The following is a 25609-nucleotide window of genomic DNA, read 5'->3' as shown; positions in this document are numbered from 1 at the left end:
CCAATCATCTCTTTTGCGGCAGCAAAAGGATGGTTGAGGAGGTCCGTCCCTCTCAGTCGACTGCTTCCAATAAGAAGTCGACGATGTGGATGGCTCGCATTTTGTCTGATAGGTCTTCCCGTTCGATGCCAAGTTTCATTTGGAGGAGGCAGCCCGGGTTGGAAGTGATGATGGTCGTGGCCCGGGTGTCTTCGACGTTTTCCATTTTATGATCGAGGATCTTCATGGACATGTCGGATTCGACGATATTATAAATTCCTGCCGATCCGCAGCAGTGGTCGGCTTGTTTCATCTCGACGTAATCGGCCCCTTCCACGGATTGGAGGAGAAGTCTTGGTTCTACAAATGTTCGCTGCACGTTGCGTAAGTGACAGGAATCCTGGTACGTGATTCGTTGTGGTGGTACAGTCAATGGCTTTTTATGAAACTCCAATTCTACCAGAATCGAGGAAATGTCCTTGATCTTATTTTTAAAACGGAGAGCACGGTCTTGCCAATCGGGATCGTCTTTCAGTAAGTGATCGTAATCGACAAGAAAAGCTCCGCAGCCACCGGCATTGGTGATGATGTAATCGACACCGTTTGCTTCAAATGCCTCAATGTTCCGTTTGGCCAGCCCCTTGGCGGCATCCTTTTCACCGCTGTGTCCATGCAAAGCCCCGCAGCAGGTTTGCGTCTCCGGAATCACGATGTCACAGCCTGCCAGTTGAAGGAGTTTCGTTGTGGCCTTATTTGTTTCCAGAAACATCGTATCCATCAAGCAGCCGGAAAAGAATGCAACTTTTTTCCGGACCTCGCCAATCGAAGAAAGGGAAGTCGGGCGTTCCTTCATCTCTTTCAGCTTCGGGACTTGAGGCAGGACGCGTTCCATCGTGGCCATGCTTTCCGGGAACAGCTTCATCACGCCCGTGGTGTGGACGGCCTTCTGCAAACCGGAACGCTGATAGATTCCGAGAAGGTTCGTGACCATCCTCATTCGATCAGGGTGGGGAAATAACCCTTCAAATACGGTCTTCCTCACAATCCGGGCGGGAAGGGAGTGTTTTTTATTTTGATTGATGATATCCCTGGCTTCCTCGAGTAAGTGTCCATAATTGACGCCAGAAGGGCAGACCGGTTCACATGCCCTGCATCCGAGGCACAGATCCAGAGTACGCTCGACTTCTTCATCGGGCTCGATCACACCATCGACGACGGCCTTCATCAGGGCGATGCGCCCCCGTGGGGAGTGTGATTCCTTGAATCCGGATTCGATATAGGTAGGGCAGGAGGGAAGACAGAATCCGCATCTCATACAATTCAATAATTCATCTTCATCCATGCGTTCTTTGAATGCCTGTTGTATCTTTTGCTTTTCCTGGACGGTCGTCATCTTGAAATCACCACACGTTTTCTTGATTCTTTCGCAAATACTTTATTCGGATTCATGATGTTATTGGGATCGAAGGATTGCTTGATCATTTTCATGGCGTTGATTCCTTCAGCACCAAGTTTCCATTCAAGATAAGGCGCCTTCATCATTCCGACGCCGTGTTCTCCCGTGATGGTCCCGCCTAATTCGATGGCATGAGCAAAGATCTCCTCAAAGGCTGCTTCGACCCGCTCCATTTCATCATGGTCCCTGGCATCTGTGGCAACGGTCTGATGAAGGTTTCCGTCGCCTGCATGGCCAAAGGTGCAAATCTTCACCCCGTGGCGTTCTGCTATATCATTGATCGCTTTCACCATTTTGGCAATTTCGGAACGAGGTACTGTCGCATCCTCCAAGATCGTCGTCGGCTTCAGTCGTGCAAGAGCCGAGAGGGCTGAACGCCGGGCAGTGCGAAGGGCATCTGCTTCGATTTCGGTTTTAGCGAGTTGGACGGAGACGGCATGGTTTTCGACACACACTTCTTCGATACGCTTCATATCACGTGCGACCACTTCGGGAGGACCGTCCTGTTCAATCAGCAGGACTGCTTTCACATCCGTAGGCAGTCCGATTTTGGCAAAATCCTCTACCACTTCAAGGGTAGGCTGATCCAGAAATTCCAGGGTCGTCGGGATGATCCGATTCGAGATGATGTTCGACACACTTTTTGCAGCTGCTTCTATGTCCTGATAAAGGGCAAGCATCGTCTGTTTCGTCTCCGGCATGGGAACGAGCTTCAATGTCGCTTCCGTGATCACACAAAGGGTTCCTTCCGACCCGACAAATAGGCGGGTCAAGTCATACCCGGCCACATCTTTTGCGAGTTTCCCGCCTGTCCGGATGATATCACCATTCGGAAGGACAGCTTCCAGGGCTAGTACATAATCACGGGTGACGCCATATTTCAACCCTCTCAACCCACCGGAGTTTTCATTGATATTCCCTCCGATGGTGGAGATCTTCATGGAGCTCGGGTCTGGAGGATAGAAGAGTCCCTTGGCTTCAACGGCGTGAATCAAATCAAGTGTAACAACTCCGGGCTGGACGGTGATCGTTAAATTTTCTTCATCCAATTCGAGGATGTTATTCATATGGGTGAAAAGCAGGACAAGACCGCCTTCAGTGGGGCACGTCCCGGCACAAAGATTCGTTCCGGATCCCCGCGGGACAATGGGGATGCTGTGTTCATTGCAGATCTTCACGATTGCCGATACTTCCCCCGTTGACCGGGGAACGATGATGGCATCGGGCATGGATTGATAGTTGGGTGTAGCATCATAGGAATAGACAAGTTTTTCAGCAGGGGTATCACGATAATTATCTTCACCGACGATGCTGACGAACCGATTCTTGATATCAGGAGTGATCATACTGGTTTCCACCTTTATTATCGAGTTTTCAAAACGGTGACTAAAATGAGTAGAGAGACGGCACCCGACTGGGGTCAAGGTCCGTCCCTCCTGATAGATTATGTTGTGATGGTGGGGCTTGGTGTGATCGACCCGAGGATGACGGGCTTTTTCGCTCCGGTTGCCCCAGGGACGTTGCCTGGATTGCCGTGCAGGGTTTCGTTGGCTAGTAGTGCAAAGGCAATCGCTTCCTTGGCATCGGAGGAGTATCCGATATCTTCCTGGATGAGGATTGTCACTTCAGGGAGAAGCTCCCTCATCATTTGGAGAAGCATCCGGTTATAGCTTCCCCCGCCGCCGATGATGACCTCGTTGATCGGATGCAGAGGGAAGACGAATGTTTTATAAGCATCCGAAATGGATAGGGCGGTAAAGTAGGTGGCCGTGGCAATCAGATCTTCTTTCACAAGATGACTATATTCATCCAGGATCCGGTTCACGAACACCTCACCAAACAGTTCCCGGCCGGTGGACTTAGGAGGCGCTTTCTGAAAGAAATCCTTCTCCCACTCCATCCATTTCCCTGCTGCTTCAGGGTGAATCGTTCCCCTGGCGGCAATCGATCCATCCTCGTCAAAAGACAAACCGAATAACTTTTCGCACAGTCCATCGATCACCATATTCCCGGGACCTGTGTCAAAAGCAAACACCTCTTCAAGGGAGCAGTCCTTCGGAAGGACGGTCACATTCCCGATTCCCCCGATATTCTGGAGAAGCCTGCCCCCATCCTTTTTCCGGTAGAGAAGGAACTCTGTATAAGGGACAAGGGGCGCCCCTTCTCCCCCTGCAGCCATATCCATGGAACGGAAGTTGGACACCACCTGTGTGTTGGTCCTGTAGGCAATCACGCTCGGTTCTCCGATTTGAAGAGTGGAAGCAACCGAGTCTTCCGTATGAAAGGGCTGGTGATAGACCGTTTGTCCATGGGAACCGATAAAGCCAAGCTCATCAACAGAGACGCCCGCCTCCGTACATACTTTCTCTACGGCATCGGCGTATACGTCACCAAGCTCAAAATGCAGGCTGGATAAAAGAGGGGTGGAGGAATGCTCGGGACTCATGACATCAAAGATTTTCTTTTTCACCTGGGGAGGGAAGGGGGCCGACGAATAGTGTACAAGCTCCACCACTGTATTCGTCCCGGATCCTTCAATGGAAACTAGGGCGGCATCCACTCCGTCCACGGAGGTACCGGACATCAGTCCGACTGCTAATCGTTTACTCATATGACAACCTTCCTTTCCGGATTGCTTCAACTATATCCACTGCGCCTGTAGCGGGTGACGTAGAATCAACGATGAAAATCGAATCCATAAACACTTTTGAAATCGTCTCTTTAAACGTGGATTGAACCACGGGATTGTGTTCAAGGACACTGCCTTTCAACGCTATGACCGGCTTTGTTTCAATCTGTAACGTCTCGATCAATGCGATGGTCTGTGCGGCAAGCTGATTGCCGGCGGTTTTCAATAAGGTAAGGGCCGTTTCATCCCCTGCCTCTGCTTCCTTGTGAATCACTTTCCCAAGCCGGGCGATGTCCCCTTTTGAAGAAGAATAGATAAATCCTTTCAACCCTTTGGCATCAGAGGTGCCGATTTCCTTCATCAGGCTCAAGGAGAGGGGAGAGAGCGGTATGCCGAAATCGATTTCCCCGGCGATCTTTTTACAAGCTTCGATGGCTAGGTGATACGCACTGCCTTCATCTCCAAGAAGATGCCCCCAGCCACCGGTCGTTCCTTCCCGTTTCCCGTTCCTGCCATAACAAATCGATCCCGTGCCCGCGATCGTCATCACACCATTCCGGTTACCGATCAAGCTGAAATAGGCAAGTGTCGCATCGTTTATCAGAATGATAGGAAGGGAAGTCATCCTGCTCAATTCTGACTGAATTCGGTGGGAGAGGTTTCCCGACCCTCCACCTGCCATTCCGATGACAATGTGGGTGGCACCATCTGAAGCAGTATGGTCCAGGCATTGTTTAACGACTGAGGAAAGGTTCTGCAATGCTTCCTCATATGAGACGGACGGGTTCCCGTGTCCGGATAAACTTTGGAAAAGGATATTTTTCTCCACATCCATGACAAGTCCTTGAACCTTCGTTCCGCCTGCATCGATTCCTATTATTCTAGTCATCTCTTAAACCTTCTCACAAGGCTTGAAGGCAAATTTGCCCCAAGGTTTCAAATAATCCAACAGGAAGATTTCTTCTTCACGGATCCTTCCCACCACGTTCGTCTTACCGGAGTTCTCCATATCCTTGAGGGCAATCTGAAGTTCTCCCGCGTATTGGGCATACAGGTCGTTTTCAATGATGATGTCCCCACGCTTGATGTTGACGTTATTATGGGGCGCAAATTCTCTTCCTCTGTATTTGACGCGGCTTTGAGTGGAACGAATCATATAATCCGATACATCTCCACGGTAAAAATGGGGTTCTTCAAAGATGATCGTTTTCTCCAGGTCCGTAGTCGTTTCATGGGTTTCGACGGTGAAAGTGAGCTTCGATGTATTCAGCTCACTGAGCAGCTGCATTTCACGTTCCGATGCATACGCATTACTGATGATGACATCGTCGATCAATCCAGTGGCAAACAGATGCTTCGCCTGCACATCAATAGGAAGGGAACGGTGCATCTCCAGTGTAGGCAATCCTTCTGTGACGGGCCATGGACCGAATGTGGCATCCGCGGAAGACACAAAGGCTGCCGTCCTCATGCCGAAGTCTTTGAACTTCTGGCTGCAGTCGATAAAGAAAGGATAAGATAAGCCGGAGTAACGGTGCGGATAGAAATTATGGCATCCTAATAATTGGTCCTTATTGGGCTGATACGTCATGATGTTATCGATGTATTTCGTGGCATTGCTCATGTTCAATTCGATTTTCAAATCATAAGGGTTGTACGACATCATGGATTCCTCATGACCGGTATATCCGAGATCAAGGCGGATACCATGGGCACCCAGGTCGGCAAAAAAGGATAGGTCATCGTAAGAAATATCGAGCTCTTTGAAAATACGGGGACTGATGTCGGCTATGACTTCCATATTTTTCTCACGGGCAAACTTGATCGTTTCTTTGAAGTTCGCAATGATGCCTTCCTTGTCCCCTTCAACGGATAATAAGCAGGTAAACACACGCTGGAATCCGTAAGAAGCTGCAAGGGCCAAATACTCTTTATCTTTTTCAGTTGTAGAATGATTCGGATAGATTGAAACACCCAGTCTTTTACTCATCGTGACTCCTCCTTAATTAGATTGGTTTTCGAGTGCATGGATTCTCTTTAACATAGGAATCATTTGTTCAATCAATGAGATTTCACTGATTGACGTCATCAAGTGATCCTGCGCATGAATCATAAGAAGTGATTTTTCAAATTCTTCCCCGTTGATTTCGGCCTGTATCAGGCTTGTTTGGGTTTTATGGGCTTTATTCAGTTCCTCATGGGCGGTCTTTATCATCTCTTCCGCCTCATCGAATTTCCCCTCATGTGCTTTAGCGAGGGCTTCATAAGCCGTACTCTTCGCATTCCCACCGTTTGATATGATCTCGAATATTTCCATTTCCACGTTGCGGATCTCTGCCATCGTGTATTCCTCCCTAGGCCTTTTTAGAACTCTTTTCTACTAATTTTGTAAAATAAAAGTTTAAATATTTTAAAATAATATTGAAATTTAATTTCATTATCGCATATAATCATATTAAACTGAAAGCCTTTTCAAGACAATCATTTTTTTGGAGGTGACCATGACAGAATTCCAGGTTTTAAAACACATCAAAAGTCAGATGGAGAGCTTTACACCCTCTGAAATAGCGGTTGCTCAATATGTGCTCGAATTTCCTGAGAAAGTGATGGAGATGACCACAAAGCAACTATCACAATCATGCGGCAGCAGTGAAGCCGCCATCATCCGATTCTGCAAACGGATCGGAATCAACAGTTTCAGCGGCTTGAAAATCGAGCTCGCGAAAAGTACGAACATCGAAGAAACGAAGAGTCATGACATAAATACGCTCCTCTCTTTTGAAGATAATCTTGAAACCGTCTTCAATAAAGTATTGGTCAATACCTATCAAGCCATCAAGAACACGGAAAAGCTTTTTTCCATCGATGAACTCGGTAGGGCGGTGAATGCGTTTCATGAAGCCGAAAGAGTATACCTGTATGGAGTGGGCGGTTCAGCTGTGGTAGCGGAAGATTTCACCCAGAAGCTGTTGAGATTGAACTACCTGGCGTTTCAGGCAAGTGATATTCATATCCAGATGATGATGGCTGCGAACTTAACGGAAAGGGACGTTCTCTTCGTCGTCTCAACATCCGGTCAGACGAAGGAAATCCTGAAGCTGATGAATGTCGCAGAGGAAAAGGGAGCCACCATCGTCCTGTTGACACAGCACGGTAAATCACCGGCAAGAAAGCTCGCCGATATCGTACTGACAATTTCAGAGGAGGAACATAATATCCGAATCGGTACCATGACGGCAAGAATTGCTCAACTCGTCGTGATCGACGCTTTATTCGTGGCATTATGCATGAAAAAGGGACATGGCGTTTACGAGCAAATTATTCATACACATGAAGTGGTCCAGCGAATGAAAGAGGAGGAGGAATAGGGATGAAAGTATTATTCGTATGCTCTGGAGGGATGTCCAGTGCGATCGTCGTCAATGCCCTGAAGAAAGAGGGAACAAAAGAGGGGATTGAAATGGAAGTTCATGCAATCGGAACAGGGGAAGTATCCGAGGAAATCTCTAAGGGATGGGATGTATGTATGGTAGCACCTCAGATCAGACACCGATTTGATCAAGTGAAGAAAGCCGCCGATGAGGCCAATGTTCCATGCGGGCCGATTCCGCCACAGGCTTACACGCCACTGGGCGGGCCAACTTTACTGAAAACAGTAAAAGAATTAACAAACTAATTAAATAGGAAACAAGGGGGTAGTAACATGCAAACGTTTGTGAACTTTCTGGAGAATAATTTGTCAGGTCCAATGGCCAGACTCTCTGAACAAAGGCATTTGCAAGCAATCCGGGATGGGGTTATTTCAGCACTGCCATTTATTATCGTCGGTTCATTCTTTCTGATCTTAGCGTTTCCGCCACTGCCTGATGCATGGATATTCGGTGACATCAAACAGTGGGCAGCAGACAATATTGTCGAGATCCTGATTCCGTACCGTCTGACCATGTTCATCATGTCGCTCTATGTGGCCTTCGGGATCGGATACAATCTCTCGAAAAGCTATAAACTGGATCCATTATCCGGCGCACAGATCTCAGTCGCAGTACTTCTATTGACCATTACACCGAAAGTAATGGACGGAGAAGGCTGGGTCCTTCCAATGACCAACCTCGGTGGGCAGGGATTATTCGTTTCCATGGTTGTCTCGATCCTGGCCGTTGAAATCCTGCGTTTCTGTAAAACAAAGAACATCACGATCAAAATGCCAGAGCAAGTACCGGCATCCGTATCACGAAGCTTTGAAGCACTTATACCTGTAGCAATCGTTATTTTATTGATATCATCCGTTACTGTCTTAGCAGGGGTCGATCTGCATAAGTTGGTCGGTGTTGCCGTCGCTCCACTGGTCACTGCCGGTGACAGCATATTCGGAGTATTGGTTCCGGTATTCCTGATCGATTTCTTCTGGTCATTCGGGATTCACGGTGTATCCGTTGTTGGAACCGTGGCCCGTCCACTATGGGAAGTATTCCTTGTGAACAACGCTGACGCGGTTGCAAGCGGGCAAGCGATCCCGCATATCGCTCCGGAAACGTTCTACCAATGGTTCATCTGGATCGGTGGATCAGGAGCAACGCTTGGATTGGTCCTTGCGATGGTCTTCTTCTCCCGTTCAAAATATTTAAAAGCACTAGGGAAAACATGTCTTGTACCGGGTCTTTTCAATATCAATGAGCCTGTCATTTTCGGTGCTCCAATCGTATTGAACCCGATCTTGATCATCCCATTTATAACGGTACCTTTGATCACAGCGACTCTTTCGTATGTGGCCACCACTATCGGTTTGGTATCTCCAACGTACATCATGCCGCCATGGACACTGCCTGCACCGATCGGCGCGTACCTTGCAACGGGTGGTGACTGGAGAGCGATCGTCATGGTTCTGATCAATGTCGGAATCTCATTCGCTATCTACTTCCCATTCTTGAAAATGTATGACAAGAAAATGCTGAAGATGGAAGAGAGCGAGCAACAAGCGGCATAAGATTTTATATCAACAATCAGAAGTGGGAGTCCTAGGATTCCCACTTCTTTACTAGTATAAGGAGTGATGGACATGACAGAAACCGTTGTCCCAAAGAGAATCGGTTTTAAAAGTGTGTTTGTATTATTAATCTCTGTATCTATTGGACTTTTACTTCTTTCTAAACCGTTGATGAGCACGGGACTCGCAAAAGAATGGAGTATGTTTTTGGCTACGGGCATTTCAGCTTCCATCGGTCTTTCATACATTTTATTGAAAATTGAAGGACCGGTTGAAGATGCATCTGTTAAAAAGAAGCGGATGCTACTGGCAGTCGTGGTCAGTTTCGTCATAAGTTTCATTCTGGCTTTTGTGGCCAGGTAACTGGAGGGTCTTGCAATGAAAAAAGGAATCAAGATTGTGACGATCGGCGGGGGCTCGAGCTATACTCCCGAGTTTGTTGAAGGATTGATCAAGCGGTATGATGAGCTTCCGGTTCGTGAATTATGGCTTGTGGATATTGAAGAGGGAAGAGAGAAGCTGAATATTGTCGGGAATTTAGCGAAGCGAATGGTGGAGAAGGCAGGAGTCCCGATGGAAGTCCATTTAACACTGGAGAGGAGAAAGGCGTTGAAGGGAGCTGACTTTGTCACGACCCAGATGCGGGTCGGACAGCTGAAAGCCCGGATTCAGGACGAGCGCCTGCCGATCAAATACGGGATGATCGGCCAGGAGACAAATGGGGCAGGGGGACTTTTTAAGGGAATGAGGACAATCCCTGTTCTTTTGGAAATCTCAGAGGAAATGCAGGAACTGTGCCCTGATGCCTGGCTGATCAATTTTACGAATCCTGCAGGTATGGTAACTGAGGCGTTGCTGCGCTATGGTTCGCATCCGAAGGTCGTGGGCGTTTGCAATCTTCCCATCAATACGAGAATGACGCTTGCAAAACTCCTCGGTGTCGAGGTGGAACGCGTACTTATCGAATTTGCCGGACTCAATCATATGGTCTACGGACTGGACGTACTGCTGGACGGAGAATCTGTATTGGAGGAAGTACTCGACATCATGAGTGATCCGGACAGGCAGGTGAGTATGCGGAATATTGCTCCACTGCCGTGGGAACCGGAATTCATCAGGAGTCTGGGAGTCATCCCTTGCCCATATCACCGCTATTACTACAAAACGGGTGATATTTTAGAAAAGCAGCTGGAGGAATTCAAGACCGGTACGACTCGTGCGGAGGTCGTCCAGCAGTTGGAGGAAGAGCTGTTTGATTTGTATAAGGATGAAAGTTTAGCGGTTAAGCCTCCGCAACTTGAAGAGCGGGGAGGGGCTTATTACAGTGATGCAGCATGCAATCTCATATCGTCCATTTACAACGATCGCGGGGATATCCAGACTTTGAATGTACGAAATAATGGAGCAATCAGTGATTTGCCAAGGGATTCTGCCGTGGAAGTGAACTGCGTTGTGACGAAAGCGGGACCGGAGCCGATTGCAATCGGAGAACTCCCTGTGTCGGTCAGTGGCCTTGTGCAACAGATCAAATCCTTTGAGCGGGTGGCTGCAGAGGCATCCGTAACCGGTTCCTATGAAAAAGCATTGCTTGCCATGACCATCAATCCGTTGGTGACCAGTGATGTGAAAGCGAAGCAGCTGCTGGACGAGATGCTTGAGGTTCATAAAGAGTATTTGCCTCAGTTTGGTGAGCGGCTGACCCAAAATTAAAGATAGAAAACGACCCGAATCATGATTTGGGTCGTTTTTTTGTGGGAAGGGGAGTGAAGGGAGGGGGTTAGTGGACTTACTATCGACTTCTCCGCTTTTATTATCGACTTTATATGACCCGTGACGGAACAGCCCCGGTCTTATTTTCTAGAACCAGAATATATTTTCAAAACCAACCAACTTATTTTCAAAACACATCAACCCTCTGCACATCTTTCCCCGGGACGAGCATAACTTGATAGAAAGAAACCATGTCCGGAAAGGGTGCCACGTCCATGATCCCGATGAAAACAAAGGCTGCGGCCTCTCTATATGCCACCATGTCCATCAGCTTCTGGGGGATATCCTTCGTGTCGACGAAAGCGGTGCTGGATACCCTTGATCCGTATACGCTCCTCGTGATGCGGTTTGCAATCGGAGCACTGTTTCTCTTCATGCTACTCGTAGTAAAACGATACAAGCTTACGATTCCTCTAAAGTATATCCCTCACTTAATCATACTTGGCGTTCTCGGCGTCTTCATTCACCAGGTCATCCAGGCGACGGCCCTACTCACCATCGATGCATCGTCGGCAGGATGGATGATTTCATTTTCCCCTGTGTTCACCGTCATCCTCTCCATGATGTTCTTGCATGAAAAAATGACTCTCCCTAAAGTCCTTGGAATGATTATTGCGATTACGGGTGTGCTGATGGTGACGACTGCGGGGAGGGGACAGTCGATCGGATTTACTGTCAACATAGGGTATCTCCTCATGATTCTCAGTACATTGAACTGGGCGGTATACTCCGTGCTTCTGAAAAAGCTTCGCATTGAGCTCCCATCCCTCGTGATCACCTTTTACATGAGCCTGCTGGGATTCAGTTTGACCACTCCGTTTCTCATTCGAAACCGGGGGTGGGAAGGCATTTCCCAATTATCGAATGTGGAGTGGGCACACTTGATCTTCCTCGGTGTATTCGTCTCGGGAATCGCGTATTGGTACTGGGCGAAGGCGTTGGAAGTATTGGATGCGTCCAAGGTGTCGATGTTTCTTTACTTGGAGCCTGTCACCACTCTCATTGCGGCCATTCTTCTCCTTCACGAGAAAATTTTTCTCATAAGCATCCTGGGTGGAGTCATAATTATTATAGGAGTTGTCATTGTCAATGGTCAGATGATTTCTGTCCTCCATCGGTTTCTATGGAGGAAGCGATAACATCAGGGGGGATGCGCAGTGACCTTAAAAGAACGGATAAAGAATCGATTGGATGGATTATCACATCCTTCTACGAAAGAACTGAAAGAAGTCTTGCAGTCTCTGAATATACGTCTTGAGGATTTACAGCCTTATCTGGAATCTCCGGAAGGGAAACCCTACTTTCGAAAGCTCCTGTATCAAAATGAAGCAGTGGAGCTCCTCGTCATGAATTGGTCGGATATGGAATGTGCCCCGCATGACCACGGAGATTCGAAAGGGTGGATCCAGGTGATGGATGGGACTTCCGTCAACACGATTTTTGAAGTGAAGGATAATCACCTTCCACATGAAATATTCCATCGCGAATATAGGGAAGGTTCTTTCTTTTTTGCCCCGAAGAAAGGGGTTCACAAGATGAGGAAGGGGAGTGAAGGGAGTCTTGTGACTCTCCACCTCTATTCACCGCCCATTCAGGGGATGATGGTATACGATTTGGAGAAATGTGCGGCCTGTGTGGTATCCGATGAATGCGGTGCTTGGTGGCCGGAAGATATGAGGGAAAAGGTAAAGGACATACAGTTGAAATAAGAAGAAGCGTTTCTCCACTGCGGGGAAACGCTTCTTTCTATGATTATCGTACTCTCACTGATTTCGCGTCCTTGCTTTCCACACCTGTCGGAGATACGGAGGTAACACCATACGTGTACATTCCACCTTCTGCAGCAGAAGTGTCTTTATACGTCGTGACGCCTTCTTGAGAGTACACGACATCCACGATATTCGCAGGATTCATGTAGTCTCCTTCTTTCACGCCGTCAAAGCGATAGATGACATACTTTCTTGCATCTGAATGTTTCTTGTCATCGATGGTCAACGTGATACCGTCTTCCTGCTTATCCGCTTTTACCGTGTTCGGTTTCTTCGGAAGGTCATCATTGTTCCAAGGAGTGGCAGGCGTCAAAGCCTTTTCCGTATATACTTCATTTCGTAGAATATCAGTGTACCCAAGCGGGTTTTCGAAAATTTGTCTCAGGGAGAAATGCATTTGGCCAAGGGCCGTACCGTTAGCCCGGTTGTCCATGATTTGCCCCGGCAGTTCATAAGGATTGAACCATTCCTGATCAAAGTTGTCCCCGACCTTATAATCGGCCATCCCGATGTACAGATTCACCGGATGTTCATAAGAATACTCGTTCACTTCCCGGCTCCACCAATCGAGTAGGACGGAGTAGTTGGCGACGGCGAGTTTCCTGGACCAGTAGATTTGCGGGGTGATGTAGTCGATGCTTCCATCCTTGATCCACTGGCGGGTATCTGCATACAGATCATCGAAATTCGTTTGTCCCGCTTCTGTCTCACTTCCCGTCGGATCATCGGCGATATTTCTCCATACACCGAACGGAGAGATACCGAATTGGACATACTCTTTGATAGTTTTGATTTCAGTGTTGATATCAGCGACCAGTTCATCGACGTTGTTGCGTCTCCAATCATCGATATTGGCGAATGTGCTGCCATATTTCTCGTATGTATCTTGATCTGGGAAGCTTTCTCCTGCAATTTTATAAGGATAGAAATAATCATCCATATGAACCGCTTCTATGTCGTAGTTGCTAACTAGTTCTTTAACTGTATCAATCAAGTATTCTTGTACTTCGGGAATTCCGGGGTTGAGATAGTACTGCTTCCCGTATTTCAGTACCCACTCCGGGTGAAGTTTGGCCACGTTGTCATCCGCGAGAGAGTCGATCGTTTGATTCGGCATCGTGATCCGGTAAGGGTTGACCCATGCGTGTACTTCGATTCCTCGTTTATGTGATTCATCTACCATGATGGCAAGTGGGTCATAGCCTGGATCGGTTCCCTGCTCATCACCCGTAATATACTGGGACCATGGGGCCAGTTCGGAAGGATACAAGGCATCGGCAGTCGGCTTGACTTGATAGATCACCGTATTGAAGTTCAATTCTTTTAACTCGTTCAGGGTGTTCACCACCCAATCCGTAAATTCCTGCTTGTCCATTCCAGGCTTCATGTCAATATTCGTCACTGTCGCAATCCATGCAGCCCGCATCTCTTGCTTCGGTTCAGATGTCCCGGATGCCTTCGCTTTCCCGGTAGAAAAGGGAAGTACCAGTGAGAACAACATCACGGCCATCATCATGTACTTTACTGCTTTCATATCTTTACTCCTCTCTTACGGTTATAAAGTAACCGCTTTCATTTTATTGAAATAATACTTCATGAAATTTAATTAAAATATGAAATATTATTTCTCTTTTCATTATAAGGGGTTCTAGTACTCTGGTATATAGTACCAATGAGGTGAAAAAACTGAATATTCAATCGATAAACAGTAGGAAAGGACCAGGTGAATACTTCTAAAAAGAATAAAAAGGGAAAGAATGAATACGGAAGTGGTGTAGAATAGAAGTGAAATGTAAAAAGGGAGAGGATGACATGTTCAAAGATCTACCGATCGATCAATGCGATTTAGATAAGTATACATTCGTGGACGTACGATCTCCTTCTGAATACAGGGAAATGACGATTCCGGGCAGCCTGAATATACCCGTTTTCGATGATGAAGAAAGAGCAGAAGTAGGGACATTATATAAGCAGGTGAGTAAGGAAGTGGCGACGGACCGGGGACTGGAGATTTTTTCAGGTAAGCTTCCCCGATTCATTAATGAATTCAAGAAACTTGAGGGTGAAATCGTCGTGTTTTGCTGGCGTGGTGGTATGAGGAGTAAAGCAGCGGCTACTTTCCTTGACCTGATGGGGATCAGGACTTCCCGGATTCTGGGAGGGGTCAGGGCTTATCGCCACTGGGTGCTGAAGGGGCTTGAAGATATTGACCTGAAGCCTGCTTCTTTTGTACTGAACGGTGGGACAGGCACCGGGAAGACCGCGATTTTGAAGAAGCTTCAGGAAGAAGGATATCCGGTTCTTGATATTGAAGGCCTCGCCAACCACAGAGGGTCCATCTTTGGAGAAATCGGACTCACGGCCAACAACCAGAAAACATTCGATTCCCTCCTCCTTCGGGAACTGATGAAAAAGCAGGAAGCCCCTTTTCTTTTATTTGAAGCAGAAAGTAAGCGGATCGGTAAGGTGCTCCTGCCTGATTTTCTTATTCAGGAGAAGGAAGAGGCATTTCATATCTTCATCGAAATGCCCATGAAAGAAAGAGTGAGGCATATATTAGACGAGTACCGTCTTCACGAACATCATGAAGAGTTTGTGAAAGCGTTCAGGTCCATCAAGCGAAGGATTCACAGTCCGATTGCCAATGAAATCGAGGCTGAGCTGCAGAAGGGAAACTATGAACGGATATTGGAACTGCTCATCGAATATTATTACGATCCGAGGTACTTACATATGTGGAATCAATATCCAGAGGATCGAAAGACCACGGTTAAGGTGAATTCAATCGAAGAAGCATACCAAGAAATCAAGAAGCTCCTTCCTGAGAAAAGCCCCTTGGTTTCCAATCACTGAGACCTTTGCCCATGAGAAAGAGGGACGGACCTTCGAATTTTCGAAGGTCCGTCCCTCTTTCTTTTGGTTTGAAAAGGTCCCCATGAGGGAAAAGAAGAAGGATTTAAGCAAATAAATGACAAGGCGGTTCCATTTGAATACATAGAGGTCCGTCCCTCCTCGCTAAGACCCGGTAGGTTGAAAAATTTTGCTGATAAAAAAATTTTTTTTAGTGATGTTTTTGCATGAAAATTCATGTGGGAATTTGCTGAAATATGCTTTGGGACACGAATTATTGTAAGCGATTTCTTTATGTTCGTACCAAGCTTTTAAAGATTCTGAATATTAAGTTAAAGGTATCATTTATAAATCAACGTTCTTTCTCCTTATTACATATATATTTGGAAAAAGCACACGCTTCCCATTAACAAAATTTTTCGTTTTTTCTAAATTTCATGATATACTAACGAAAATTAAGAAAATTTAATTAACCGGTTAATTATTCAAAAAATATACAAGTTTAGTAGAGGAGGACATTGGATGAAAACGAATCTTCCTGTAGCGCAAGGCATGTATGATCCTGCGCAAGAACATGAAGCATGTGGAATTGGAATGATTGCCAATATCGATGGGACGAAAAGTCATAACATCGTTCAGAATGCCATCAATATTTTATGTAACTTAGAACATCGCGGAGGACAATCAGCCGATACGAGTACCGGTGACGGTGCAGGTATCCTCACTCAAATCCCCCATCATTTCTTCAAGAAGCAGTGTGAGAAAGAAGACATCATCCTTCCCCGTAAAGGAGAATATGGAATCGGGATGGTGTTCCTTCCTGAAAATTATGAGAAGCGCATGAAGAGTAAAGAAATCTTCGAACGCATCATTGATGAAGAGGGCCAGAAGACACTTGGCTGGAGACCTGTTCCACTCAATGATTCCTTTGTAGGGAAAGTGGCATCGAAGTCTAAACCATTCATCCGCCAAGTCTTCATTGGCGTATCGGAAGATATAGAGTCCCGGATGGATTTCGAGCGAAAGTTGTATGTGATCAGGAAAAGGATTGAACAAGAAGTCGCAACGGTTGAAGGGCTTGAGGATGTCTACCTTTGCAGTTTGTCTTCCACGACCATCGTGTACAAAGGGATGCTCATCCCGGAACAGCTCGATTCCTTTTATATTGACCTCAACCATCCTGAGTTCCGGTCAGCTTTAGCACTTGTACATTCCCGCTTTAGTACAAACACTTTCCCGAGCTGGCAACGATCTCACCCAAACCGATATACGATTCATAATGGAGAATTCAATACATTGCGAGGCAACGTGAACTGGATGCGTGCACGTGAGAAACTGTGCCAATCCAGTGCTTTCAAGGAAGAAGATCTGAAGAAAATCCTACCCGTCATCGATGAGACAGGCAGTGATTCTTCCATGTTTGATAACTGCTTTGAATTCCTTCATTTATCAGGTAGATCCCTTGCCCATACGGCCATGATGATGGTGCCTGAGCCATGGGAAAACGACGATACGATCCATCCTAAGAAGAAGGATTTTTATGAATACCACAGTTGTCTGATGGAGCCGTGGGATGGACCTGCAGCCCTGGTATTCACCGATGGAAAGCAAATCGGGGCGTGCCTCGATCGAAACGGACTGCGACCTGCCCGTTATTATGTGACAAAAGGCGGCATGATCGTTCTGGGATCCGAAGTGGGGGCGCTGGATATTTTTGCCGATGACATTGTGTACAAAGATCGCCTCCAGCCTGGAAAGATGCTTCTCGTCGATCTGGAAAAAGGGCGGATCATCCCGGATGAAGAGATCAAGCTCCGTGTCGCGTCCGAGCATCCGTACAGACACTGGCTCGATAATAATAAGTTCGAACTTGAGGACCTTCCGGAAACGACACAGGAAGTGACACGATTGGATTCAGAGGAAGTGCTCCTTCAGCAGCAGGCATTCGGTTACACGACAGAGGAACTGAATAAGATCATCAAGCCGATGGTGACCGATGGCAAGGATCCGGTCGGTTCCATGGGATACGATTCACCCCTTGCCGTTTTATCCAAGAAGCCTCAGCTTCTATTTAACTATTTCAAACAATTATTTGCCCAAGTGACAAATCCACCGATCGATGCGATCAGAGAGCAGATCATCACATCTGTCGGTACAACGATCGGAGCTGAAGGAAATCTGGTGAATCCTGGTCCTGAGAGCTGCAGGCATATTCATTTAAAGACACCGATCATCACAGGGGAAGAGCTTGAAAAGCTTCGTCATCAGAAAGAAAAAGGATTTAAGGCAGTTACGTTATCGATTTTATTTGATGTGACCGAAGAAGAAGATCAGCTTGAACGGACCCTCGATGCTCTTTACGAAAAAGCTGACCAGGCCGTTGCTGATGGGGCGACACTCCTCATTCTTTCCGACCGCGGGGTGGTGAAGGAGAAGGCGGCCATTCCGTCACTCCTTGCCGTATCAGGTCTGCATCATCATTTAATCCGTCAGGGGACGCGTACAACCGTGAGTATCCTCCTGGAATCAGGGGAACCAAGGGAAGTGCATCACTTCGCCACCCTGCTCGGATATGGTGCTGAAGCCATCAATCCGTATCTGGCCTATGAAACACTGCTTGATTTGATTGTAAAAGGCGAGATTCAAGACACCACCTATGAAAAAGCGGTGCAGCGTTTTGTGAAAGCGGGAACCGATGGGGTCATCAAGGTTCTATCGAAAATGGGGATTTCTACGATCCAAAGTTACCGTGGAGCCCAAATATTTGAAGCAGTCGGCATTCATCAGGATGTCATCGATAAATATTTCACCCGTACCGCATCAAGACTCGGCGGAATCGGGATGGATATCATTGAAAAAGAAGTTCTTTTAAGACATAGAAAGGCATTCAACGACCGGAAAGATAACCAGCGTACATTAGAATCCGGGGACGAATTTCAATATCGGAAAAATGGGGAGGACCATGCGTACAATCCAAGTACGATCCACACTCTTCAACATGCATGCAGGACGAATAATTATGAATTATTTAAGAAATATTCCACTATGCTGACTGATGAAAAGCAGAATCTTCAATCCCTCCGCGGCCTTCTTTCGTTTAAAGAAACGAAGCCCGTACCGATTGAAGAGGTGGAATCAGTCGAAGAAATCTGCCGCCGCTTCAAGACCGGTGCCATGTCATTCGGTTCCATCAGTCAGGAAGCCCATGAAGCGTTGGCGATCGCCATGAATAAAATCGGCGGACGGAGCAATTCAGGAGAAGGCGGGGAACACCCTAGCCGCTTCATTCCAGATGAGAATGGAGATTCGCGCCGCAGTTCGATTAAGCAAGTAGCCTCAGGCCGCTTCGGCGTAACGAGTCACTACCTTGTGAATGCCGATGAGATTCAAATCAAGGTCGCTCAAGGGGCCAAACCTGGTGAAGGGGGACATCTCCCAGGTAAAAAGGTTTATCCTTGGGTTGCTGAAGTAAGGGGATCGACACCGGGGGTCGAGTTGATTTCACCACCGCCTCATCACGATATCTATTCGATAGAAGATCTGGCCGAATTGATTTACAACCTGAAAAATGCAAACCCGCAGGCAAGGATCAGCGTCAAACTGGTATCCGCCGTAGGTGTCGGAACGATTGCAGCAGGTGTGGCAAAAGGAAGGGCCGACGTTGTGTTGATCAGTGGATATGACGGAGGGACCGGTGCGGCACCGAGAACCAGTCTTAAACATACGGGACTGCCGTGGGAAATCGGTCTTGCCGAAGCCCATCAGACCTTACTGTTAAATCGACTTCGTGACCGGATTGTCGTTGAGACGGACGGCAAGATGATGACGGGCCGGGATGTGGTCGTCGCATCCCTTCTTGGAGCAGAGGAATACGGATTTTCGACTGCGCCACTTGTGGTCCTTGGCTGTGTCATGATGCGCGTCTGTCATATGAATACATGCCCTGTCGGAATTGCGACACAAGATCCTGAGCTTCGTAAAAAGTATACTGGGGACCCGGAACATGTGGCGAACTTCATGCGTTTCGTTGCTCAGGAAACAAGGGAGCTCATGGCTCAACTTGGTTTCAGGACGATCAATGAAATGATAGGACGAACCGATATCCTCGAAGCGAACGAAGCAATCGATCATTGGAAAGGTAAAGGGATAGACCTGTCAGCCCTTCTCTATCAACCGGATGTACCAGAGAAAGTAGGCAGATATGCGACCCGTAAGCAGGATCATGAGCTTGAGAAGACATTGGATTTCCAAGAACTGATTCCACGCTGCCGCAATGCGATTGAAACAGGGGAGCCGGTTGAATGGACGACGGCAATCCGGAATATTCACCGGGTGACCGGGACGATGCTCGGCAGTGAAATCACCAAACGATACGGGGCAGAAGGATTACCTGAAGACACGATCCGTCTGACCTTCAAGGGCTCTGCGGGTCAAAGCTTCGGTGCATATATTCCTAAAGGATTGACCCTGAGGCTTGTCGGGGACTCCAACGATTTCGTCGGAAAAGGATTATCAGGTGGGAAAATCATCGTCCATCCGGATCCGACCGCTACCTTCATCCCTGAACGGAATACGATCATCGGAAACGTTTCTTTCTACGGGGCGTCCGGTGGAGAAGCGTATATTTACGGGGTAGCAGGAGAGCGTTTCTGTGTCCGTAACAGTGGGGCCCAGGTAGTCGTGGAAAGCGTCGGGGATCACGGATGTGAATACATGACTGGAGGTAAAGTCGTCGTCCTTGGTCTGACCGGACGGAACTTCGCTGCCGGTATGTCCGGTGGGGTTGCGTATGTCCTGGATGAAGATGAAACCTTCCGTTCAAGATGTAATCAGGAGCTTGTCCTCGTTCAACCATTGTTTGATCCGGAAGAGATGCAGGACGTCTATGATATGATCGAGCGATACGTTCACTATACAAGCAGCAATAATGGAAAGAAGATTTTGGCGAACTGGGAATCATACGTGTCCAAATTTGTGCGCGTGATCCCTAAATCCTATCTCAAGATGAGAGAACGGATCAGTGAACTTGAAAATAGTGGATTAGAGAAATTCGATGCGGAAATGGCCGCATTTGAAGAAGGTACAAAAGAAGAGAAAAAAGTATTGGAGCCTGCGAATTAATCAGGGAGGGGGATATGATGGGAAAAGCAACTGGATTTATGGAATATTCGAGACAGACAACGGCTGAGAGACATCCAGCCGAACGGACGAAAGATTGGAACGATTACACCACTCCTCTTTCGGAAGAAGAAATCAAGAAACAAGGGGCACGCTGCATGGACTGCGGCGTACCCACTTGTCAGTCCGGAATGGAGATCAACGGGTCGACATCGGGCTGCCCTGTGTATCACCTGATACCCGAATGGAATGATCTTGTGTATCAGGGACAATGGAAGGAAGCATTGAAACGCGAGCATCAGATGAATAACTTTCCTGAATTCACCGGCTTCGCCTGTCCGGCTCCATGTGAAGGGGCGTGTGTGCTTGGAATCAATGAGCCGCCTGTTGCCATCAGGACTGTGGAACGCTCGATCATTGAGAAGGGATTTGAGGAAGGCTGGGTCATTCCGGAACCGCCTCAGTTCCGCACCGGTAAGCGCGTGGCCGTCGTCGGATCAGGTCCTGCAGGATTGGCTTCAGCTGCGCAGCTGAATAAAGCAGGTCATCTTGTCACCGTTTTTGAAAAAAATGATCGAGTCGGCGGTCTCTTGACGTATGGGATTCCCGAAATGAAGCTTCCATACTCGGTCGTGAAGCGCCGTGTCGATATTTTAGAAGAAGAGGGCATTGAATTTGTCACGAATACGGAGGTTGGGAAAGACTACACCGTCGAAAATCTTCGGGAGAACTTTGACGCCGTCATCCTCTGCGGGGGAGCAGCCGTACACCGTGACATCCAGGTCGATGGACGTGATCTGAAAGGCGTTCATTATGCCATGGAATTCCTTCATGCGAATACGAAAAGCTTATTGGATTCGAACTTACAGGATGGCGAATATATTTCTGCTGAAGGGAAGAACGTCATCGTCATCGGTGGAGGGGACACGGGTACAGACTGTCTGGCCACTTCCGTGAGGCATAATTGTAAAAGCCTGACTCAGTTCGATATATATGATAAAAAAGGTGCGATGCGGGATGAAGTGGGCAATCCTTGGCCACAGTATCCGGTCATTCACCGGGTGGAGTACGGACAAAAGGAAGCGGCCGAAGTCCTTGGCGATGATCCACGTGCGTACGCTGTCATGACGAAGAAGTTTGTCGGTGATGAACATGGCCATATCAAGGAAGTTCATACGGTCAATGTGAAACTCCGCTATGACGAAAATGGAAACAAGATCCGTGATGAAATCCCGGGAACTGAAAAAGTTTGGCCGGCGGACCTTGTCCTTCTGGCCATCGGATTCAGCGGACCCGAGCAGGATCTGATCAAAGAGCTTGAAGTCGAAACAAACAGCAACTCCACTGTGAAAGCGGAGTACGGGAACTACATGACAAACGTCGATGGCGTCTTCGCTGCAGGAGACATGCGCCGTGGCCAAAGCCTCATCGTCTGGGCCATCAACGAAGGCCGTGAAGCAGCCCGCGAATGCGACCGCTACCTTATGGGCACAACTGAATTACCTTAATCCTTATTGAGGGACGGACCTCCATCGGGCTTGATGCCTGGTGGGGGTTTTTGGTGTTTGAGGTAGCAGACGTTGTTAAGAGGGACGGACCTCCGTCGTAAATGGGATGTATTAAAGGGAGGACATGTCTGTATCGGTGAGATTTAGGTTGAAAAATCTTTAGGGAATGAAGAAAGTTAGTTGTTTTTTGGGGATTGTAGTGAAAATCCTATCATATGTCTATGTTCAGGATTCTAGAACCTGTTGATAATGGCTTATTTACTCCTCTGTGGTGGACCAGTCAATAGGGCTTGCCGTTAATTGCGTCATTATAGGGAGTGATTGCGTCATTATTTAGTTTATTGCGTCATTTTCTCGATAATTGCGTCGTTTCACACCGTATTTGCGTCTTTTACCACTTATAGGAAACCTAAACACCTCCCATCCCCCATAATCCTCCAACCAAGGTCCGTCCCTCCACCATATACCCTCAACCCCACCAAAACTCCCTCTTGACAGATCCACCCACTTACCGTAAATTATGTTTAATTTATCCAGTTATTGAATTTGATTAGGTGATTGACGAATCAGTTACAGAAGGTGGAGTTAACATGGGTATGGAAATTGTATTTTCCCCTTTTAATGAATTAATGGCCAGTTTGCACGTGTTGTGTAATCCTGTGCATCATCCTTATCGCAGGAAGTGGGCGATGGAGGTGGAAAGGTCACTCCCAACAGAGATGGTCGACGAAATCCGATTGCTTGGTTCGCTTTCATACGAGTGGATGTACCTTATGAATATCCGTAACGAGTATGTACTGAACGAATCTTCCACTGAGGAAGTAATTGAGTTTATTTGTTCCATGCCGGATGACGCATTTGTTTTTTATATGCTGGGAGAACAGTATAGTGTGGATACGCTTAAATCCTGGAAGAAGGACAGCCGGATGTCTCCATTAAGCTTCCAGCAAAAAGAGTTATTATCTCATCCCAAACAGTGGAAGGATCGTATTCATGAGCTTCTTTACGAATTCAATGAAAAAGTCTTTCAGCCGGAATTATTCCGGATACGTCCTTGGATCAAGAGTGCGGCAGCAACCTTTCAGCAGAAGCTTGACCAATCTTCACTGGAGGCCCTGAACGAAGTCCATCCTGATGTAACGGTCACCCTTCAAACGATTAAAGTCCAAAAAGGAGAAACATATCAATTTTCTCTGGCAGACTATCCACACGTCACGTTGCAGCCATCCACTTTCATTACTCCCCATGTCATGCTCGGGGTATATCCAGGAAGGCTTTGTCTTGGGCTGCACGTGGCGGTTCCGGATACAGAAGAGATGAAGGATGAACCGCCGGAGGATTTATTGCTCATGTTCAAAGCATTGGGGGAAGCAACACGACTAAAGATTTTGCGGGACGTTTTGATTCATCCATACAGTACGAAACAGCTTGCTGAAAAACATAGTCTTTCTGAAGCGACCATTTCGGGTCATATCAAGACTCTTCAAAAAGCCGGTTTAGTAAAGAGTGAGCGTAAAGGGTATTATATCTTTTATTCAGGAAACAGGGAAAGGATGGAGTCCCTGCGATCCGACCTGAGTCAATTCATCTCACTCCCATTATTGGAGCAATTTATTTATGAACATGATTTCGCATAAGGGGACTTGAAGATGACAACATTCATGAAAGGAATAGGTCAATTTGGATTAGCGTGCATAGGGATCCTTCTCATTCTTGCTTCACCGGCCTTGATATCCGGTCCGAAGAGCTTTGCAGCATCGACAATGACAATCATGCAGGAAATCATGCATCCTGGCACTCTTTCTTATTACGCTCATTCTGAAACACTGTCTTTTTCCCGGATGCCTGAAGCGAGATCGGTTGAGTTCCATCAGAAGCAGGCAACGATAGAACTGTTTCCTTCCATACTAGATTCGTATGTTTATAGCATGTCACTGATGATGGGCGGCTTGATGTTGTCGATTGTCGTGGCTTCTCTGTCAGGCTTGTTTCTTATTCAGTTCCCTTCTTTTCTGAAAAAAGTGATTTTCTCCGCAATAGACGTACTCGAGTCAGTCCCTGATGTATTCTTCATCTTTAGTATTCAATTATGTGTTGTCTGGTTTTATAAGATGACCGGTGTTGAACTGGCCCTTGCTTATTCCACCAATGATCAACAGGCCTTCCTCTTGCCAGTCATCATATTGAGCATAGTCCCGGGAATTTATATGTTGAAAATCCAGCTTCTCTTCATGAACGAAGAAATGGAAAAGGATTATGCCCTGTTTGCCAAATCCAAAGGTCTTTCACATGCGATGATTTCGCTTCACCACATTTTCAGGAATACAGTCATGGAGTGCCTGGCTCATTTACCCGTCATCGTTTTGTCCCTGTTCACACATCTCGTGGTCCTTGAATTCCTGTTTCAGAGTAACGGAATCATGAGGTTCATTTTGGGAGATCAGCCCGCATCATCACGTGTCTTCATGTTGATTCTTACCATGACACCATTTTTTTTCATTATAAATGGGTTAAACCATTTTCGGCAGCGGTTTTATCCAGGGAGTGGAGGAGAAATGGAGTGAACATTGCAAGGGTGGTACCATCGATTCTATTATCCTTCCTGTTACTCTTGAGCGTCATTTGGCCAATCATGACAGAGGAGCCGGTCGCAAAGCCTTTCCTCTATGATGAAAAAGGGGAAATCATGGACACGACCCCTTATCCGCCTTCAAGCTTATATTGGCTTGGAACGGACCGGGAAGGTAAAGATTTATTTTATGAGCTGATGACGGGAGCAAAATGGACGATGTTAGTTGCTTTTATTGTCGCGTTGTTGAGAATCACCCTGTCTACACTTCTTGGAGTCTGGCTGCATAAATGGCTTGCTTCCTTATATGTGCAAGGATTGTTACACGCTCTCACCTTCGTTCCGCAGTCCCTCATCGCCATTATATGGCTTACTCCTTTTTTGCTGTATGAGGTAAGAAGTGCGCCGCCCCTTTCAATGGCTGAAGCCGTTTTATTACAGGTCCTTGTCCTCGTGACGGTGGGGGTGCCGACGACAGCGAGGATGATCGGGGAAACGGTTCGCCATATTCACTCATTTGAATTTATGGATAGTGTGAAGGTGCTGGGGGGATCATCTTTCCATTTGGCTAGGAAGCATGTTTTTCCCCATCTTTTGCCGCGACTGTTCATTTTGTCAGGAAGACAGCTCGTACAAGTTCTCACGCTTATGTTGCATCTTTCCATTTTTCATTTATTCATAGGTGGGACAATCATTATGTCAGGACAGGAGCATGATCAATTCAATGTTCATGCAAGCTCAACGTATGAGTGGGCCGGATTGATCGGAAGTCGATATGGAGAGTTATTATTGGAACCTTACATCGTGGTTTTTCCCGTCATGGCTTATTCCTTGTTGATCCTATTGATGAATATGATGATCAAAAATCTTGAAAAATCCTATCGAAAGGTATGAATACACACCGTCATCCACTTCTAAACAACTGAATGCCGGAATATTTTTTAAAGAAGGGCTTTGTCCTCATGAAAGAGACAAGG

The 25609-nt window shown here is 47.0% G+C and carries 20 protein-coding genes; 13 read left to right on the top strand and 7 right to left on the bottom strand.

What is annotated here, in order from left to right:
- Positions 1–52: 52 nt before the first annotated feature.
- From N5C46_RS08535 to N5C46_RS08510, 6 genes are all read right to left on the bottom strand, one after another.
- Positions 53–1372 carry a (Fe-S)-binding protein gene (locus tag N5C46_RS08535; protein WP_261751673.1) on the bottom strand — a complete coding sequence of 440 codons (1320 nt, stop codon included), beginning with the start codon at positions 1370–1372 and terminating at the stop codon, positions 53–55.
- Positions 1369–2781: a glycolate oxidase subunit GlcD gene (gene glcD, locus N5C46_RS08530; protein WP_261751672.1), complete on the bottom strand. Its 1413-nt coding sequence runs from the start codon at positions 2779–2781 to the stop codon at positions 1369–1371. Before glcD ends, N5C46_RS08535 begins: the two co-directional genes overlap by 4 nt.
- Before the next feature lie 98 nt (positions 2782–2879).
- Positions 2880–4046, bottom strand: a complete 1167-nt coding sequence (anmK, locus tag N5C46_RS08525; protein WP_261751671.1) for an anhydro-N-acetylmuramic acid kinase AnmK — start codon at positions 4044–4046, stop codon at positions 2880–2882.
- The gene (locus tag N5C46_RS08520; protein WP_261751670.1) at positions 4039–4953 is read right to left on the bottom strand and encodes a BadF/BadG/BcrA/BcrD ATPase family protein; all 915 of its coding nucleotides are present in this window, start codon (positions 4951–4953) and stop codon (positions 4039–4041) included. Before N5C46_RS08520 ends, anmK begins: the two co-directional genes overlap by 8 nt.
- Before the next feature lie 3 nt (positions 4954–4956).
- Entirely contained in the window at positions 4957–6054 is a 1098-nt protein-coding gene (locus N5C46_RS08515) for a DUF871 domain-containing protein (RefSeq protein ID WP_261751669.1), read from the bottom strand.
- Positions 6055–6066: 12 nt separating this feature from the next.
- On the bottom strand, positions 6067–6405 hold the full coding sequence (locus tag N5C46_RS08510; RefSeq protein ID WP_261751668.1) for a PTS lactose/cellobiose transporter subunit IIA: 339 nt from the start codon (positions 6403–6405) through the stop codon (positions 6067–6069).
- Between the two features lie 160 nt (positions 6406–6565).
- Here N5C46_RS08510 and N5C46_RS08505 point away from each other — a divergent pair, with 160 nt between their 5' ends.
- The 7 genes from N5C46_RS08505 (at position 6566) to N5C46_RS08475 (ending at position 12527) form a co-directional block, all read left to right on the top strand.
- The gene (locus N5C46_RS08505) at positions 6566–7432 is read left to right on the top strand and encodes a MurR/RpiR family transcriptional regulator (RefSeq protein ID WP_261751667.1); all 867 of its coding nucleotides are present in this window, start codon (positions 6566–6568) and stop codon (positions 7430–7432) included.
- A gap of 2 nt (positions 7433–7434) precedes the next feature.
- Complete coding sequence (locus tag N5C46_RS08500; RefSeq protein WP_060673327.1) at positions 7435–7740, top strand: PTS sugar transporter subunit IIB; 306 nt, start codon at positions 7435–7437, stop codon at positions 7738–7740.
- A gap of 27 nt (positions 7741–7767) precedes the next feature.
- Positions 7768–9048 (top strand): PTS sugar transporter subunit IIC, encoded by a 1281-nt coding sequence (locus N5C46_RS08495; protein ID WP_261751666.1) that lies wholly within the window; start codon positions 7768–7770, stop codon positions 9046–9048.
- A 72-nt stretch (positions 9049–9120) separates the two neighbouring features.
- A complete protein-coding gene (locus N5C46_RS08490) occupies positions 9121–9411 on the top strand; it encodes a hypothetical protein (RefSeq protein ID WP_261751665.1) in 291 nt (96 codons plus the stop codon).
- A 15-nt stretch (positions 9412–9426) separates the two neighbouring features.
- A complete protein-coding gene (locus N5C46_RS08485; protein ID WP_261751664.1) occupies positions 9427–10758 on the top strand; it encodes a 6-phospho-beta-glucosidase in 1332 nt (443 codons plus the stop codon).
- Positions 10759–11033: 275 nt separating this feature from the next.
- Positions 11034–11957 (top strand): DMT family transporter, encoded by a 924-nt coding sequence (locus tag N5C46_RS08480; protein ID WP_336275559.1) that lies wholly within the window; start codon positions 11034–11036, stop codon positions 11955–11957.
- Between the two features lie 18 nt (positions 11958–11975).
- A complete protein-coding gene (locus N5C46_RS08475) occupies positions 11976–12527 on the top strand; it encodes a cysteine dioxygenase (protein WP_261751663.1) in 552 nt (183 codons plus the stop codon).
- A 43-nt stretch (positions 12528–12570) separates the two neighbouring features.
- On the opposite strand, the gene N5C46_RS08470 is transcribed toward N5C46_RS08475, so the two are convergent.
- On the bottom strand, positions 12571–14121 hold the full coding sequence (locus N5C46_RS08470; RefSeq protein WP_261751662.1) for a glycoside hydrolase family 10-like protein: 1551 nt from the start codon (positions 14119–14121) through the stop codon (positions 12571–12573).
- Between the two features lie 278 nt (positions 14122–14399).
- On the opposite strand from N5C46_RS08470, the gene mnmH reads away from it, so the two are divergent.
- The 6 genes from mnmH to N5C46_RS08440 all read left to right on the top strand — a co-directional run bounded on the left by mnmH (position 14400) and on the right by N5C46_RS08440 (position 25526).
- Positions 14400–15440 carry a tRNA 2-selenouridine(34) synthase MnmH gene (gene mnmH, locus N5C46_RS08465; RefSeq protein ID WP_261751661.1) on the top strand — a complete coding sequence of 347 codons (1041 nt, stop codon included), beginning with the start codon at positions 14400–14402 and terminating at the stop codon, positions 15438–15440.
- 519 nt (positions 15441–15959) lie between these two features.
- Positions 15960–20558 (top strand): glutamate synthase large subunit, encoded by a 4599-nt coding sequence (gene gltB / locus N5C46_RS08460; RefSeq protein WP_261751660.1) that lies wholly within the window; start codon positions 15960–15962, stop codon positions 20556–20558.
- Positions 20559–20575: 17 nt separating this feature from the next.
- Positions 20576–22063 (top strand): glutamate synthase subunit beta, encoded by a 1488-nt coding sequence (locus tag N5C46_RS08455; RefSeq protein WP_261751659.1) that lies wholly within the window; start codon positions 20576–20578, stop codon positions 22061–22063.
- 590 nt (positions 22064–22653) lie between these two features.
- A complete protein-coding gene (locus tag N5C46_RS08450; RefSeq protein ID WP_261751658.1) occupies positions 22654–23700 on the top strand; it encodes an ArsR/SmtB family transcription factor in 1047 nt (348 codons plus the stop codon).
- A 12-nt stretch (positions 23701–23712) separates the two neighbouring features.
- The gene (locus tag N5C46_RS08445; protein WP_261751657.1) at positions 23713–24627 is read left to right on the top strand and encodes an ABC transporter permease subunit; all 915 of its coding nucleotides are present in this window, start codon (positions 23713–23715) and stop codon (positions 24625–24627) included.
- Positions 24624–25526, top strand: coding sequence for an ABC transporter permease subunit (locus N5C46_RS08440; RefSeq protein ID WP_261751656.1), 903 nt, complete (start codon positions 24624–24626; stop codon positions 25524–25526). Before N5C46_RS08445 ends, N5C46_RS08440 begins: the two co-directional genes overlap by 4 nt.
- Positions 25527–25609 lie beyond the last annotated feature (83 nt).

This window comes from Rossellomorea vietnamensis (genome assembly GCF_025398035.1).
In the GTDB taxonomy this organism is placed as follows: Bacteria; Bacillota; Bacilli; order Bacillales; family Bacillaceae_B; genus Rossellomorea; species Rossellomorea vietnamensis_B.
The sequence above is the reverse complement of the archived record's forward strand: the minus strand, read 5'-3'. Positions and strand labels throughout refer to the sequence as shown.